The following is a 16,409-nucleotide window of genomic DNA, read 5'->3' on the forward strand; positions in this document are numbered from 1 at the left end:
TTAAAAAGATACCAATAAGTAAAAGAAACTCTCAAAACATCAGTAACAAGCTAAACAGTACTTTAGTTGTAAAAATAAACCGAGGGATAAACGATAAGCAGGAAAAAGAGAAAAACTTATGCGGTGACAAATTACCCACCGCATTCGTCTTATATATAAACTCTAAATAATTTAAATCACAGATAGGTGAGGAACATCGATAAACTATGTTGTTCGCTAGATGAACGTAGCCAACACTCCAGTAACTTAAAATATGACGAGTATAAACTCAGGGCGCTGACGCGCCCTAAGAATTAGGTTATCAGAATAACGAATTAGTCTTTGCTACGGTAAGCACGACGACGATCATTTTCTGACAGATAACGCTTACGCAGACGGATAGACTGCGGAGTGACTTCAACTAACTCATCGTCATCAATAAATTCTAATGCTTGTTCTAACGTTTGCTTTATATGTGGCGTCAGCGTTGTTGCTTCATCCGTACCAGAAGCACGCATGTTAGTCAGCTTTTTACCCGTTAAGCAGTTTACTGTTAAGTCATTAGAACGAGTATGAATACCAATCACTTGGCCTTCATAAACTTCTGCACCATGAGTTACAAATAATTTACCGCGGTCTTGTAAACTATACAGTGCGTAAGCAACAGCTTTACCTTGGCCATTAGAGATCATCACACCGTTATTACGGCGACCGATTTCGCCTGGACGAACATCGTCATAATGACTGAATGTTGCATACAGTAAACCAGTACCTGATGTCATGGTCATAAATTCAGTACGGAAACCAATCAGACCACGGCTAGGAATAATGTAGTCTAAACGTACACGTCCTTTACCATCTGGTTGCATATCACGCATTTCACCTTTACGTTCACCCATCGCTTGCATCACATCACCTTGGTGTTGTTCTTCAATGTCGATAGTGACTTGTTCGAAAGGCTCTTGTTTACGACCGTCGATATCACGGAAGATAACTTTAGGACGAGATACCCCTAATTCGTAACCTTCACGACGCATATTTTCAATCAGAACTGACAGGTGAAGCTCACCACGACCTGATACACGGAATGCATCTGGATCTTCAGTTTCTTCTACACGTAATGCAACGTTATGGACTAACTCTTTTTTCAGACGATCTAAAATCTGACGAGAAGTCACGAATTTACCTTCACGTCCACAGAAAGGTGAAGTATTAACACAGAAATACATGCTAACAGTTGGTTCATCAACGGCTAATGCAGGTAGCGCTTCAACAGCACCCACTTCACAAATCGTATCAGAGATATTCAGTTCACCTAAACCTGTGATTGCGATGATATCGCCAGCTTCAGCAACATCAACTTCGATACGTTCTAAACCTAAATGACCTAAAACTTTACCGACTTTGCCGTTACGGGTATTACCTTCGCTGTCAATGATAGTCACTTGTTGGTTAGGTTTAACCTTACCACGCTTAATACGACCAATACCGATAACACCTAGGTAGTTGTTGTAGTCCAACTGAGAAATTTGCATCTGGAATGTACCTTCCAGATCCACTTTTGGTGGCTCTACATATTTGACAATAGCTTCATATAACGGGGTCATATCTTCAGCCATGTCATTGTAATCTGTTCCCGCAATACCATTTAATGCAGATGCATAGATAATTGGGAAATCAAGTTGTTCGTCAGTTGCACCTAAGTTTACGAACAGGTCAAATACCTGATCAACAACCCAGTCTGGACGCGCACCAGGGCGGTCAACTTTATTGATAACAACAATTGGTTTTAAATTGTTAGCAAACGCTTTTTGTGTCACAAAACGCGTTTGTGGCATTGGGCCATCCATCGCGTCAACCAGTAATAGAACGCTGTCTACCATAGACATAACGCGTTCTACCTCACCACCGAAGTCGGCGTGTCCTGGGGTATCTACGATATTAATACGATAGTCATTCCATTTAATCGCTGTATTTTTCGCAAGAATAGTAATTCCGCGCTCTCTTTCGAGATCATTTGAGTCCATCACGCGCTCAGCTACGGTTTCACGTTCACCGAACGTACCAGATTGCTGTAGTAATTTATCGACGATAGTTGTTTTACCATGGTCAACGTGGGCGATGATGGCGATATTACGCAAGTTTTCGATCACAAAATTTGCCTCAGGCATTGTAGAAATAAGCGCAGTATTGTACACGCTTTAGACGAGAGACTAAACAAGATCACAATAATGATTGCTTAACAATATGCAATTAATTGAATTGTGATCCTTTTCACGCCTCAGAATTTAGTAGCATCCGTTCGATTGCACCAAAATAGTGCAACTAATTAGGCTTAATTTGCACCAAGTTTGTGCAATAATTAAAAAATCACAGGAGATATTCTACACTAAACTTCATCAATACAGTATATATCCCTTTTTAGATAAGTTGGCATGCTTTTCGCAATAGAATTTAGGTGAGCAAAAAATTCACCGAAAAATGTGTAAGGCCACTGCACTCAATAAAACCATTCGCCAGGAGAGTTCCTATGTCCCTTGAACATGTGTTATCCATGATTGAAGAACATAAAGTTAGATATATTGACTTACGTTTCACTGATACCCGCGGTAAAGAACAACATCTTACTATTCCGGCTCATCAGGTTAACGACGATTTCTTTGAAGAAGGAAAAATGTTCGATGGTTCCTCTATTGGTGGCTGGAAAGGTATTAACGAATCAGACATGGTACTGATGCCAGATGCAACAACCGCAATGCTTGACCCTTTTTTCCAAGATCCAACACTGATTATTCGTTGTGATGTATTAGAGCCAGGCACTATGAAAGGTTACGACCGTGACCCACGGTCTATTTCAAAGCGTGCTGAAGATTATTTAAAATCAAGTGGTATTGCAGACACCGTATTATTTGGGCCAGAGCCAGAATTCTTCCTGTTTGATGATATTCGTTTCAAAAACGATATTTCAGGCGCTTCTTACGCTATCAATGATATTGAAGCTGCATGGAACACCAATACCAAATATGAAGATGGCAACAAAGGTCACCGCCCTATGGTTAAAGGGGGCTATTTTCCACTGCCACCCGTTGATTCATCACAAGATATTCGTTCTACCATGTGTAATATTATGGAAGAAATGGGCTTAGTGGTTGAAGCACATCACCATGAAGTGGCGACAGCCGGTCAAAACGAAGTCGCAACTCGCTTCAATACCATGACCAAAAAAGCAGATGAAACCCAAATTTATAAATACGTGGTACAAAACGTTGCTCATGTATTTGGTAAAACAGCGACCTTTATGCCTAAACCCTTAGTCGGTGATAATGGCTCTGGTATGCACTGCCATATGTCACTGTCTAAAAATGGTGTAAACCTGTTTGCCGGCGATAAATACGGCGGATTATCTGAAATGGCGCTGTATTACATCGGCGGTATTATCAAGCATGCTCGTGCGCTAAATGCATTTACCAACCCAACGACTAACTCCTACAAGCGCTTAGTTCCGGGTTTTGAAGCCCCTGTTATGTTGGCTTACTCTGCGCGTAACCGTTCAGCGTCCATTCGTATTCCAGTTGTGGCTAGTATGAAAGCGCGCCGTATTGAAGTGCGTTTCCCAGATCCTTTAGCAAACCCTTATCTTGCGTTTGCTGCTCAGTTAATGGCTGGTCTTGATGGAATTATCAATAAAATTCACCCTGGTGATGCTATGGATAAAAACCTTTATGACTTACCGCCAGAAGAAGCAAAAGAGATCCCAACTGTCGCGGGTTCATTAGAAGAGGCATTAAACGCATTAAATGCCGATCGCGAATTCTTAACTCGCGGTGATGTATTTACTGATGATGCTATTGATGCCTATTTAGAATTATTACGTACTGACGTTCAACGTGTACGTATGGCACCGCATCCTCTTGAATTTGAAATGTATTACAGTGCTTAAGATGATCTTTACTGAGAAAAACTTAACCCCTGAGATGTAAAACGATTTTTTTTGCCGTGAAGCTATTTTGCCCATCTTCGGATGGGCACTTTTCTCCCATTTAAGGAGTCCGTCTATTCACTTACGCATTGGTTCATTAATGCAATAAAGGTAAGATGCACTAAAATGGTGCAAAGAGGTATTCAATATGGAAACGGCAGACTTACCTGATAACACATTAATTTTAGACTCATTAATACACTCTGTATTGGTTATCAACAAAGAGTTTATTATTTGTTATGCAAATCATTCTGCGTTACAAGTTCTAGCACAAAGCCGTCGAAAATTATTTGAAACACCTTTTACCGCCTTATTCAGCTATTATTCTTTTGATGCTGATTTAATGCGTGAAACGTTAGCGAGTGGGCAAAGCTTTACCGACAATGAAGTGATCTTGGTTGTTAATAACCAATCACACACAATGTCGCTCAGTGCCCAACCTATTTCCGAGCAACACATTTTGCTGGAACTGGCGCCTATGGATAGTCAACGCCGGTTAAGCCAAGAGCAGATACAACAAGCCCAACAAATGGCTGCTAGGGAATTGGTTAGGGGGCTGGCACATGAAATTAAAAATCCGTTAGGCGGATTACGGGGGGCAGCTCAGTTGCTGGCAAAATCCTTACCTGATCCTGCACTAACGGAATATACGCAAGTCATTATTGAACAAGCCGATCGCCTACGTGTTCTTGTGGACAGGTTACTCGGCCCACAACATCCAGGTACGAAAACACACCAGAGTATTCACCATGTTGTTGAGCGTGTAGCTCAACTTATTTCACTTGAATGCCCTGAGAATGTCATTTTACTCAAAGATTATGATCCCAGTTTACCTGAATTATCACATTACCCAGATCAAATAGAACAAGTCCTCCTCAATATTACACGTAATGCCTTACAAGCCGTTGAAAAAAAAGGAGGTACGATTATTTTACGTACCCGTACAGCTTTTCAGGTCACACTTCATGGTGAACGTCATCGCCTTGTTGCTCGTATTGATGTGATTGATACAGGTGATGGTATCCCTCCTCATCTACAAGATACGCTTTTTTATCCTATGGTAAGTGGCCGAGAAGGTGGAAATGGATTGGGATTATCGATTGCTCGTAATTTAGTAGATCAACATTCAGGTAAAATTGAATTTACCAGTTGGCCCGGAAATACTGAATTTTCTATTTATTTGCCAATTAAGTAGGAGATAACCAATGCAAAAAGGAAATGTATGGGTTGTTGATGATGACAGCTCTATTCGGTGGGTACTTGAACGTGCTATTTCTCGTGAAGGTATGTCATGCAAAACTTTTGAACATGCGAATGATGTGCTTAATGCATTAAATACCGAAATACCTGATGTATTGTTATCAGACATTCGTATGCCTGATATTGATGGTTTATCTCTTCTAAAAATAATTAAAGAACAATGTCCGACTCTACCCGTTATTATCATGACGGCGCATTCTGATTTAGATGCTGCTGTTAATGCTTATCAACAAGGGGCTTTTGATTATTTACCTAAACCCTTTGATATTGATGAAACATTAGCATTAATTGATCGTGCCATTACTCACTATCGTGAGCAAAAACAACCAACTAACGATGAAAACTCGCTACAATCAGTTTCAGATATGATTGGTGAAGCTCCCGCAATGCAAGAGGTTTACCGTATTATTGGTCGACTATCTCGCTCCTCAATCAGCGTGCTTATTAATGGTGAATCCGGAACAGGTAAAGAGCTAGTCGCGCACGCTTTACATCGTCATAGCCCAAGAGCTACCGCGCCTTTTATCGCCCTCAATATGGCGGCTATTCCTAAAGATCTCATTGAGTCCGAACTTTTTGGTCATGAAAAAGGGGCCTTTACGGGAGCTTCTCAAGTACGTCAAGGGCGATTTGAACAAGCAAATGGCGGTTCTCTTTTTCTTGATGAAATTGGTGATATGCCTCTCGATATTCAAACACGATTACTACGCGTACTTGCTGAAGGACAATTTTACCGTGTAGGTGGTTATGCTCCCGTTAAAGTTGATGTACGCATTATCGCGGCGACACACCAAGACTTAGAAAAACGTGTTCAAGCCGGTGATTTTCGTGAAGATCTCTATCATCGGCTCAATGTAATACGCATTCAATTACCCCCTTTACGCGATAGAACGGAAGATATTCCAAGTTTGGCACGTTACTTTTTACAAAAAACAGCAAAAGAACTTGGTGTGGAAGCAAAAGTACTCCATCAACAAAGTTTACAAATAATGATGGAATACAACTGGTCAGGTAACGTCAGACAATTAGAGAATGTGTGTCGCTGGTTAACGGTAATGACGGCAAGCCAAGAAATTATGCCTCAAGACTTACCACAAGAAATTCGCCAGCCCGATGAAAAAGTGAAAAGTGTAAGCCGACTATCATCTCAACATTGGTCACAACACCTTTCATTATGGGCAGATGAAGCATTAAGTGAAGGAAAAGAAAACATCCTCACTGATGCATTACCTCAATTTGAACGCACTCTTTTGCTAAGTGCCTTAGCCTATACGCAAGGACATAAACAAGATGCAGCACGATTACTAGGTTGGGGCAGAAATACGTTAACCCGTAAATTAAAAGAATTAGGGATAGAAGAATATTAATCCTCTACCCCTATCTTATTTAAATAACACGAGAAAATTGACGTTGACGCATTTGATTGCGTAAATAGGTATCGAAACACATACAGATATTACGAATAAGTAGACGACCTCTTGGTGTCACTTGAATATCCTCTTTTGTGATTTCCACTAAGCCATCATTCTTCATTGAGATAAGTAATTCTAAATCTTCTTTAAAATAGTCATGGAAGACAATACCGTGCATTTTCTCAATATCAGAAAAATGTAGATTAAAATTACAAATTAAGGTTTTAATTACATCTCGACGAATACAATCATCATTAGTCAGTGATAAGCCTCGCCATAGTGCATTCCCTTCACTATTTACACGAGCATAATACTCCTTTAATACCTTCTCATTTTGCGCGTAGTTATCCCCTAACATACTAATTGCAGAAACGCCCAGGCCTAATAAATCACACTCTTCGTGAGTGGTATAACCTTGGAAATTACGATGTAAAATACCTTTACGCTGAGCTACGGCTAATTCATCATCGGGCTTCGCAAAATGATCCATTCCAATAAATTGATAGCCATTTGTCGTCAGTGTGGAAATTGTCTCTTGTAATATTTCTAATTTTTCTTCCGCTAAAGGAAGGTCTTCATCTTTAATTTTACGTTGAGCTGCAAATAAATTAGGTAAATGGGCATAATTGAATACACTTAATCTATCTGGTGATAATTCAATGACACGTTTGAGTGTAAAAGCAAAACTCTCTTTGGTTTGTTTAGGCAAACCATAAATTAAGTCAATGCTGGTAGAGTGAAAACCCACTTCACGTGCACGTTCTACTAATGCAAAAATGAACGATTCATCTTGCTCACGATTCACCTTTTGTTGCACTTCTTTATTAAAATCTTGTACACCCATACTCAGGCGATTAAAGCCTTCATTACGCAAATGATCGATAACATCTAATTCAATTTCACGCGGATCGATTTCAATAGAAAGTTCTGCATTATCAACAAAATCAAAATGCTGACGTAATAATAAAACGAGCCGACTAATTTGTTGCTTATCCAGAAAAGTAGGTGTTCCTCCCCCCCAATGCATTTGAGTTACTTTTCGGTCTTTAAAATAACGTGCTCTATTAATAATTTCTTTTTCTAAAACATCAAGATACTCATCTGCTTTATGTTTATGGCGCGTAATCATTTTATTACAACCACAGAAATAACATAGCTTATGGCAGAAAGGAATATGAATATAAAGCGATAAAGGGCGCTCAGGGTAACGTTGAGTCGCTTTGATAAAATCGGTAGCCCCATATTGCTGATTAAATTCCAATGCTGTTGGGTATGATGTATAGCGAGGACCTGAATAGTTATACTTATGGATCAGGTCAAGATCCCAAATAATTGTTTGTTCTGACATGCCTCTACCTTCCAAAAGTGAACCGCTGATATCTCATACCAGCAAACAGACACTATGAATATCTGAAATAATAGTGTAACCAATAAATCAAGAACTGAATATGATCGAAAGGGGTATCGTATAAATCCCTTCTTCTTATTGATAGGTCGTTATGCTCGAATACAAGGTGTGATATAAATCACATTAAACAAAAATAGTCTTACCCATGAAAGATATTCATGAATAAATTACGTTTATTCAATATGTTAGTTAACTTTTATTATTCTAAAATAACACTTATCAACTTTTACACAGAGTTTAAAGCGATATTTTACTCAAAATACGATTTAAATTAATTAAATATCTCGTTATATTAATTTTATTATTTTTTTATTCTCTCGTAATTTGATGATTATAATAATAGTAATAATTATATCTTTACCTAAATTATAATATTACATACCCTAGAACAAAACATTGATTAATATCCAACTCAGTCGTGTTTTGATTTAAATTTAAGGGTCAGTTAAAGAATAAAGGTCACTATATTACAAGGAAAGATAGTATCCCCATACCTTATCTTATTCTAACGACCGTACTCTTATTTAATCAGTCTCTTTTATATACCCAAATTATGGATTATTAACCATGGAAGGAAACGGACTAGCAACCAAGGATGGTTCTTCTCTTCAATAAAATAGTCTCTTTATTTTCTTTGTTATTAATTTAATCCCTTTTATTAAAAATATCCGTTCTTCTTTAATGACTAATAAGAATAATTATTATTTGATAATGGAAAAATAAAAAGCTCTATTTATTATAATTATATAAAATAGAGCTTTTTTCTTTATTATTGTTAATTTATAGCATTAATTTATTCTGCATCTTTACCATAATTAGGAGAACGAGGACCATATAAAATACCATCGGCTTTCCCTGCCGAAAGTAACCGTACACTGGTTATTCCTGCAATTTGATAGCTTTTATCGGAAACTGTATTGACGATTTGATTCACAACAGCAGAAACTAGCATTCCCACTAAACTGCCAGATGATCCCTCTGTTTCAGTACTTGATGCTGTTGCAGCACGACGCCACAACATGTCACCATTACGGAGATCAACAAGTTTAGCGCTAACAGTTACTCGTGTATCACTAGAAATAACTTGATATGACGTACCAAACTCAGTGATATCTAAGTATAAAACAGCATCCGCACCAAAGATCTCACGCAATTTTTTCGGGCTTACAGCATGGATATCTCCTGCCATGGATAACCCATTATGCTTAAAGGTTTCTTCAACGACGGCCACCGGGAAAACATAATAACCCGCTTCTGCTAAAGGATATGTCACTTGAGATAAGAAGCTGTGCTCTGCACCCACTTCTGTCGTGTGGTTTTGAGGCACTAATACTAAAATACTTTTTGGCTTACTTTGTTTAAATGCGGTGTAATCTGTTTTGACAGGTTGAGCACAGCCCGTTAATACCAACGCAAATGCAAAACAGATTAACGTGAATAAACGACTCATTTTTGCATTCCTTTGTTTTTCATCAGACGATCCATAAATTCGGCTGATTCAGGATAAAGTGATTTCTCCTCATTAAATTCAGCCATGGCTAAATCTAAAGCGCCTGTTGCGCCATATAACATGCCTAAGTGCGCATGTAATCCAGGTGGAATACCTAATGATTTAGCACGAGAAAGTTCGATACTTTTCTTTAATGCATCAATCTGTGCTTGTGGGTCACTTTCACTTTGTTGATAGTATTGATAAACCACTTGCTGATAGCTGTCCCAGTTATAAAGCGGTTTAGGGCTATTCACACACCCCGCTAATAACAGCGTAAAAGCAAGGCTCATGACTGATTTTAACATTGTTATATCCTTATAAAATGAGCATTACTTTGAAGGTTGCCAAGCGTTGCTTTCAATACCTGCCACTAAATTATTGACGGCCTCTCGAATAGCTAAATCGAGTACTTTACCGTTAAGTGTTGAGTCATAGCTTGCTGTTCCACCAAAACCAATAATTTCACGGTTAGAAAGTTCATATTCACCGGCACCTTGAGATGAAAACACGACTTCTGATGTATTCACATTCACAACGTTTAAATTCACTTTTGCATAAGCAACTTGTGTTTTACCACGACCTAAAATGCCAAATAATTGGCGATCACCCACTTCTTTACGGCCAAATTCAGTCACATCACCTGTGATCACATAAGTGGCACCTTTCAGTTGTTGGCTTTGCCCTTTAATACCTGCTTCTTCTTTTAATTCCGATAAATTGGCCCTGTCTAATACATTAAAACGCCCGGTTTGCTGTAAATGAGTCATTAAAATGGTTTTTGATTGATTACCTAATCTATCAACGCCATCAGAGAAGATCCCATTCATATAGCTAGAACGGTTATCAAACTTACCAATCGAAATAGCGCTCTTAGCGCCTGTGTAAGTGGTGTTATAGGTTGCGACTTTAGCGACGTCTAAAGAGCGTGAAGATTCTGAAGCACATCCTGCAAGTAATGTTGCAGAAACCAAGATCAAGCCAAGTGATAATTTATTTAAATTCATATTAATAACCCAATAAAGGTGAAATAAACCTATAGACATTCATTCTATTAATTAATAGAGAGTTGATATAAACAAAAACAATGTTTTTTCAGTTTTAGCTCATAGACGTTCACTTAAAAACCTTATTGTTAATAAGGTCATAAGGCGATCAACTCATATTTTATAATATAAAGGTAATCAGCGATGGGGAGAATAGAAGATGGATGATAAAAATAATAATAAATAAATATAGAGATAAAATAGAGCATACTTTATTTATTATTTTTTGAATATCCCTTAAGTCAGATTAAAACAAAACCAACTAAAAATAAAAAACAAATGAGAGAAGATTTAGGCTACGTTATTCTTTATCAGCATTTGGTTATTAGAAAATAAACGAGAATAAGATAAATAAAAAAATGTGATGCCACAATATCTAATGACACCACATTCAATAACGCTAGAGCCTCTTACTCATTAACACCGTAACCATAAAGGTGTCATTAGCGTTTTTTTCCAAACGCAGCAGCTAACGCATCACCCATTGCGCTATTTCCCGCATTATTGCCACTATTTGTTGATTGGCGGTGATTACGAGTCGGTTTTTGCCCTTTATTATTTTTAGGATGATTATGACTTGGTGATGATTGTCTATTTTCACTATCACCAGCAACTTCATCTAAACGCATAGTTAATGCAATACGTTTACGGGCTAAATCAACTTCAAGTACTTTAACTTTAACAATATCACCCGTTTTTACCACGGTATGTGGATCTTCAATAAATCGGTCTGCTAAAGAGGAAATATGGACTAAACCATCTTGATGTACACCGATATCAACAAATGCACCGAAATTAGTCACATTGGTCACAGTACCTTCAAGGATCATACCACTAACTAAGTCATTCATCGTTTCGACACCTTCAGCAAACGCTGCTGTTTTAAACTCAGGACGTGGGTCGCGTCCTGGTTTTGCTAACTCTTTTAAGATGTCATTAATTGTCGGTAAGCCAAATTGCTCTGTAATAAACGCTCTTGCATCAACCTGTGAGATTAAGGCGCTATTACCCATTAAATCATCAATTTTTTGTTGCGTGGATTGTAGGATATTTTCGACGACTGGATACGCTTCAGGGTGAACCGTCGATGCATCCAGAGGGTTTTTACCATCACGAATACGCAAGAAACCAGCACATTGTTCAAAAGCTTTTGGCCCTAAACGCGCCACTTTGAGTAGCTGCTTTCTATCATTAAAGCGACCATTTTCATCACGCCAATTGATAATATTTTGAGCTATAGATTGGCTAAGTCCTGCAACTCGCGTTAATAACGGTACTGATGCTGTATTTAAATCCACCCCAACACCATTCACACAATCTTCAACAACAGTATCAAGTTTTCTGGCTAATAATGTTTGGCTAACATCATGCTGATATTGGCCAACACCAATCGATTTAGGGTCAATTTTTACAAGTTCAGCTAACGGATCTTGCAGACGACGGGCGATAGATACGGCACCACGAATAGACACATCTAAATCAGGGAATTCATTAGCTGCAAGCTCTGAAGCGGAATATACGGATGCCCCTGCCTCGCTCACAATTACTTTTTGTGCTTTGACTTCTGGGTAACGTTTTACCGTTTCAGCGAAAAAGCGCTCTGTTTCACGAGAAGCAGTACCATTACCAATCGCCACCAGCTCAACATTATGCTTAATACATAATGCAGCTACACTAGCCGCTGCTTTATCAGCTTGCCCTGTATGAGGATAAATCGTATCTGTCGCAATTAACTTACCCGTGCTATCTACAACAGCAACTTTAACACCTGTACGTAAACCAGGATCAAGCCCCATAGTTGCTCGCATACCTGCTGGTGCAGCCATCAATAAATCATTAAGGTTACGAGCGAAAACATTAATGGCTTCTTCTTCTGCCTTTTCTCGTAATTGGCTCATCAATTCGGTTTCAATATGCATTAAAACTTTAATGCGCCAAGTCCAGCTTACGACTGCCTTACGCCAGTTATCTGCTGGTTGGTTATTTAAACGTAATCCTAAATGCTCCGTGATCAGTTGCTCACCATAACTTTCTTTGGGCGCTTCTTCAAATTGAGGATCAGGGTTAAGCGATAATTGTAAAATACCTTCATTACGGCCACGAAACATGGCTAACGCACGATGAGAAGGAACATTCGCAATAGGTTCATGATGGTCAAAATAATCGCTAAATTTTGCCCCTTCGACTTCTTTCCCTTCAACGACTTTTGAAACAAGATGTGCATTTTTCCATAAATACTGACGAACTTTTGCCAACAAGCCAGCATCTTCTGAAAAACGCTCCATTAAAATATAACGCGCACCATCTAAAGCTGCTTTCGTATCATTCACGCCTTTTTCTGCGTTGATATAAGCCGTTGCAGCATCTTCTGGATTATGTTGTGGTTCATTCCACAATAAATCGGCTAAGGGCTCTAATCCATTTTCAATGGCAATTTGCCCACGAGTACGACGTTTAGGCTTATAAGGAAGATAAAGATCTTCAAGCTCTGTTTTACTTTGCGTTTCATTAATTGAAGAGCGTAACTCTGGTGTTAATTTTCCTTGCTCTTCAATTGACTTTAAAATTGTTTGGCGACGATCATTGAGTTCTCGTAAATAACTAAGGCGAGTTTCTAATTGGCGTAATTGCGTATCATCTAACCCACCAGTGACCTCTTTACGGTAACGGGCAACAAATGGCACCGTATTCCCTTCATCCAGTAACGTTATGGCCGAAAGGACTTGCTGAGGCTTAACCGTGAGCTCTTCTGCAATAATTCGGCTTAATGATTCATTCATACTATATTTACCTACCGAGAGGAATAATTTAAAAGAGGGCTATTATACACACGCCACACTAAAAAAATTTGGCAAATTTCCGATTACACTCGACAATTATGAGGAAAATAACAGATTAATTTATCATTCACGCTATAGTATCTTTATGAAATTCAATGTTGATGATAGTTTTAATTTGTAATGGCAAAAAGTAATTATATTACTCGTGATGGCTGGTATGCGTTGGACAAAGAGCTAAAATATCTTTGGAAAGAAGAGCGCCCTCGTGTCACACAATCAGTTTCAGAAGCGGCAGCACAAGGCGACCGTTCAGAAAATGCTGAATATATATATGGAAAGAAGCGATTACGTGAAATTGATAGACGTGTTCGCTTTTTATCAAAACGTCTTGATGAGCTAAAAATTGTTGATCCCGATCCTCGCCAAGAAGGAAAAGTTTATTTTGGTGCTTGGGTCACACTTGAAGATGATGACGGAAATGTCAAAACCTTCAGACTTGTGGGACCCGATGAGTTTGATCCAGCAAAACAGTGGATTTCTATTGATTCACCTGTTGCCCGAGCGCTTATCGGTAAACAAGTCGATGATGAAATTAGTGTGCAAACACCAGGTGGTGAAGTTAATTACTGCGTATTATCTATCAAATATTATTCGGAATAAGATAAATAAATAGATTTATAACCTTTATTATCACCAAAGAACAAGTTTTATCTGTAAATTATTAACATTTATTCTTTGGTTTTGGTTTAATATTCTTAACGATGATAGAATTCGCTAACAAAAGCATTTGCACTTCGGGAGCTTAAAAATGCAAGAAAGTTATAAAGTGCTAATCGTGGATGATGATTTACGTCTACGTTCACTACTCGAGCGCTATTTGACAGAGCAGGGTTTTCAAATCCGTACTGCTGCAAACGCTGATCAAATGGATCGTCTGCTCACTCGCGAATCTATCCACCTTATTGTGCTCGATTTAATGCTTCCTGGTGAAGATGGCTTATCTATCTGCCGTCGCTTGAGAAGCCAAAACAACCCTATTCCTATTATTATGGTTACGGCCAAAGGGGAAGAGGTTGATAGAATTGTTGGACTTGAAATTGGTGCTGATGATTACATCTCGAAACCATTTAATCCAAGAGAGCTACTGGCTCGTATTCGTGCTGTACTCCGCCGTCAAGCGAACGAATTACCCGGCGCCCCTTCACAAGATAATGCTATTATCTCTTTTGGTAAATTCAAGCTAAATCTTGGTACACGTGAAATGTTCCACGAAGAAGAGCACATGCCACTAACAAGTGGTGAATTTGCTGTATTGAAAGTGCTGGTTTCTCATCCTCGAGAGCCTCTTTCTCGTGACAAACTAATGAGTCTCGCTCGTGGTCGTGAATACAGTGCTATGGAACGTTCAATTGACGTGCAAATTTCTCGTTTACGTCGCATGATTGAAGAGGATCCAACACACCCTCGTTATATTCAAACAGTTTGGGGGCTTGGTTACGTCTTTGTTCCTGATGGAACCAGCGCTCAATGAGAAGGCTGAGGCTTTCACCCCACAATAAACTGACTCGCTCGTTATTTCTGGTTATCTCGCTACTTTTTTTTAGCTTGATAGCCAGTTATATCGTTGTGCAACATCTTATTGTAGGGCCAAGCCTTCAGCAATTTAATAAAGTTTTAGCGTATGAAATACGCACATTAATGCCTGAAGAACTTATTTTAGTCGATGGCACTCCACTTAAAATTTCTCCTGCTTTACGCAATAAAATCTATAGCGAATTAGGTATCTCTTTTTTTGATAAAGAGGCCGCGCTTGAGGAGGGGCTCTATTGGGCTAAAATCGACGACAAATTAAGTGAGCAGATGTCTGAATATCTGGGAGGAGAAACAGAGATTTGGATTGAAAACACGCTAGAATACCCTGTTTTATGGATCAACACGCATATTTCCCCCTCTCTTTGGATCCGCGTTCCACTCACTGAATTAGGGCAAAACTTCTTACTACCTGTTTATCGACAAGCGATTATTTTTATTATCATCGTTGTCGCTTTTTTCTGGCTCTATAACCGTTTTCAAAATCGCCCACTCAATGAAGTCGAATATGCTGCACGTCGTATCGGGAAAGGCGTTATTCCGCCACCTATCACTGAATCTGGCTCCTCTGAAATGCGATCAATCATTCGTGCATTTAATCAAATGTCATCAGGCATACGCTCATTAGATAATGATAGAACACTCGTAATGGCTGGCGTAAGTCATGACTTACGTACACCGCTCACTCGTATTCGCCTTGCTACTGAAATGATGAGCCCTGAAGATAGTTATCTTGCTGATTCTATCAATAAAGATATTGAAGATTGTGATGCCATTATTGGCCAATTTCTAGACTATATGCGCACCGGTAAAGAGATGTCTTTGGAACTGTGCGATATGAATAATCTACTACAAGAAGTCATTTCAGCTGAAGCAAATTCAGGCAAAATAAGTGAAGTTCACCTTCATCCTACCCCCATTAATATTACGGCTAACCCTATCGCTGTGAAACGAGCACTTGCCAATATGATGGTGAATGCCACTCGCTATGGCAATGGTTGGATACGCGTTTCAAGTGGGAGAAATGAAGAATATGCATGGTTTCAAGTCGAAGATGATGGCCCAGGTATTCCACAAGAAGACCGACAACGTCTTTTCCAACCTTTTGTTCAAGGTGAGCAAGCACGTAGCTCAACGGGCGCGGGTTTAGGATTATCCATTATTCGCCGTATTATAGATGCCCACGGCGGTTATGTTGAACTTGATGATAGCGTTAAAGGTGGCTTACTTATCCGTGCTAATTTTCCGTTAAAAGAGCGCGATGACGAGGACGATTAATTTCTCTTCATCTAAAGCCTCTTTTGATTCCATCGTTTCCATTCTATTTTCTCTTCTTCCTGTCAATATTTCATCATTTTTTTACTTTGTCATAAAACTGTCACAATTAAGACATTTAATTGTCATCTTACTGACCTATTGTCTGTGCGTACCGTAACCGAAGTTGATAGATGTCGAAAATTATTCTA

12 protein-coding genes are annotated in these 16,409 nt (G+C 38.9%); 6 read left to right on the forward strand and 6 right to left on the reverse strand.

Features of this window, described 5'->3' with window-relative positions; all coding sequences use genetic code 11:
* Window positions 1–314 precede the first annotated feature (314 nt).
* On the reverse strand, window positions 315–2,150 hold the full coding sequence (typA, locus tag GWI97_RS05665) for a ribosome-dependent GTPase TypA (protein ID WP_036933818.1): 1,836 nt from the start codon (window positions 2,148–2,150) through the stop codon (window positions 315–317).
* Between the two features lie 359 nt (window positions 2,151–2,509).
* Between typA and glnA the strand changes: the two genes are divergently transcribed.
* The 3 genes from glnA to glnG all read left to right on the forward strand — a co-directional run bounded on the left by glnA (window position 2,510) and on the right by glnG (window position 6,585).
* Window positions 2,510–3,919, forward strand: coding sequence for a glutamate--ammonia ligase (gene glnA / locus GWI97_RS05670; protein WP_036933816.1), 1,410 nt, complete (start codon window positions 2,510–2,512; stop codon window positions 3,917–3,919).
* Window positions 3,920–4,106: 187 nt separating this feature from the next.
* Complete coding sequence (gene glnL, locus GWI97_RS05675) at window positions 4,107–5,153, forward strand: nitrogen regulation protein NR(II) (protein ID WP_036933814.1); 1,047 nt, start codon at window positions 4,107–4,109, stop codon at window positions 5,151–5,153.
* Between the two features lie 10 nt (window positions 5,154–5,163).
* Complete coding sequence (glnG, locus tag GWI97_RS05680) at window positions 5,164–6,585, forward strand: nitrogen regulation protein NR(I) (protein WP_036933812.1); 1,422 nt, start codon at window positions 5,164–5,166, stop codon at window positions 6,583–6,585.
* 19 nt (window positions 6,586–6,604) lie between these two features.
* Here the strand turns inward: glnG and hemN are convergent, their stop codons facing one another.
* The 5 genes from hemN to GWI97_RS05705 form a co-directional block, all read right to left on the reverse strand.
* A complete protein-coding gene (gene hemN, locus GWI97_RS05685) occupies window positions 6,605–7,978 on the reverse strand; it encodes an oxygen-independent coproporphyrinogen III oxidase (RefSeq protein ID WP_036933810.1) in 1,374 nt (457 codons plus the stop codon).
* Between the two features lie 853 nt (window positions 7,979–8,831).
* A complete protein-coding gene (locus tag GWI97_RS05690; protein ID WP_036933809.1) occupies window positions 8,832–9,488 on the reverse strand; it encodes a DUF799 domain-containing protein in 657 nt (218 codons plus the stop codon).
* Window positions 9,485–9,835: a DUF4810 domain-containing protein gene (locus GWI97_RS05695; protein ID WP_036933806.1), complete on the reverse strand. Its 351-nt coding sequence runs from the start codon at window positions 9,833–9,835 to the stop codon at window positions 9,485–9,487. Before GWI97_RS05695 ends, GWI97_RS05690 begins: the two co-directional genes overlap by 4 nt.
* A 24-nt stretch (window positions 9,836–9,859) precedes the next feature.
* Window positions 9,860–10,534, reverse strand: coding sequence for a CsgG/HfaB family protein (locus GWI97_RS05700; protein ID WP_087803755.1), 675 nt, complete (start codon window positions 10,532–10,534; stop codon window positions 9,860–9,862).
* Window positions 10,535–11,016: 482 nt separating this feature from the next.
* Window positions 11,017–13,353 (reverse strand): Tex family protein, encoded by a 2,337-nt coding sequence (locus GWI97_RS05705; RefSeq protein ID WP_087803703.1) that lies wholly within the window; start codon window positions 13,351–13,353, stop codon window positions 11,017–11,019.
* Between the two features lie 180 nt (window positions 13,354–13,533).
* On the opposite strand from GWI97_RS05705, the gene greB reads away from it, so the two are divergent.
* The 3 genes from greB (at window position 13,534) to envZ (ending at window position 16,221) form a co-directional block, all read left to right on the forward strand.
* Window positions 13,534–14,013, forward strand: coding sequence for a transcription elongation factor GreB (gene greB / locus GWI97_RS05710; protein WP_036933803.1), 480 nt, complete (start codon window positions 13,534–13,536; stop codon window positions 14,011–14,013).
* Window positions 14,014–14,161: 148 nt separating this feature from the next.
* A complete protein-coding gene (ompR, locus tag GWI97_RS05715; protein WP_036933800.1) occupies window positions 14,162–14,884 on the forward strand; it encodes an osmolarity response regulator transcription factor OmpR in 723 nt (240 codons plus the stop codon).
* On the forward strand, window positions 14,881–16,221 hold the full coding sequence (gene envZ, locus GWI97_RS05720) for a two-component system sensor histidine kinase EnvZ (protein ID WP_087803705.1): 1,341 nt from the start codon (window positions 14,881–14,883) through the stop codon (window positions 16,219–16,221). Before ompR ends, envZ begins: the two co-directional genes overlap by 4 nt.
* Window positions 16,222–16,409 lie beyond the last annotated feature (188 nt).

Source organism: Proteus sp. G2300 (assembly GCF_009915965.1).
Classification (GTDB): Bacteria; Pseudomonadota; Gammaproteobacteria; order Enterobacterales; family Enterobacteriaceae; genus Proteus; species Proteus vulgaris.

Excerpts from the sequence above, each read along its gene's own strand:
- typA (WP_036933818.1), bottom strand. The coding sequence starts at position 2,150 with ATGCCTGAGGCAAATTTTGTGATCGAAAACTTGCGTAATATCGCCATC.
- glnA (WP_036933816.1), top strand. The coding sequence starts at position 2,510 with ATGTCCCTTGAACATGTGTTATCCATGATTGAAGAACATAAAGTTAGA.
- glnL (WP_036933814.1), top strand. The coding sequence starts at position 4,107 with ATGGAAACGGCAGACTTACCTGATAACACATTAATTTTAGACTCATTA.
- glnG (WP_036933812.1), top strand. The coding sequence starts at position 5,164 with ATGCAAAAAGGAAATGTATGGGTTGTTGATGATGACAGCTCTATTCGG.
- hemN (WP_036933810.1), bottom strand. The coding sequence starts at position 7,978 with ATGTCAGAACAAACAATTATTTGGGATCTTGACCTGATCCATAAGTAT.
- GWI97_RS05690 (WP_036933809.1), bottom strand. The coding sequence starts at position 9,488 with ATGAGTCGTTTATTCACGTTAATCTGTTTTGCATTTGCGTTGGTATTA.
- GWI97_RS05695 (WP_036933806.1), bottom strand. The coding sequence starts at position 9,835 with ATGTTAAAATCAGTCATGAGCCTTGCTTTTACGCTGTTATTAGCGGGG.
- GWI97_RS05700 (WP_087803755.1), bottom strand. The coding sequence starts at position 10,534 with ATGAATTTAAATAAATTATCACTTGGCTTGATCTTGGTTTCTGCAACA.
- GWI97_RS05705 (WP_087803703.1), bottom strand. The coding sequence starts at position 13,353 with ATGAATGAATCATTAAGCCGAATTATTGCAGAAGAGCTCACGGTTAAG.
- greB (WP_036933803.1), top strand. The coding sequence starts at position 13,534 with ATGGCAAAAAGTAATTATATTACTCGTGATGGCTGGTATGCGTTGGAC.
- ompR (WP_036933800.1), top strand. The coding sequence starts at position 14,162 with ATGCAAGAAAGTTATAAAGTGCTAATCGTGGATGATGATTTACGTCTA.
- envZ (WP_087803705.1), top strand. The coding sequence starts at position 14,881 with ATGAGAAGGCTGAGGCTTTCACCCCACAATAAACTGACTCGCTCGTTA.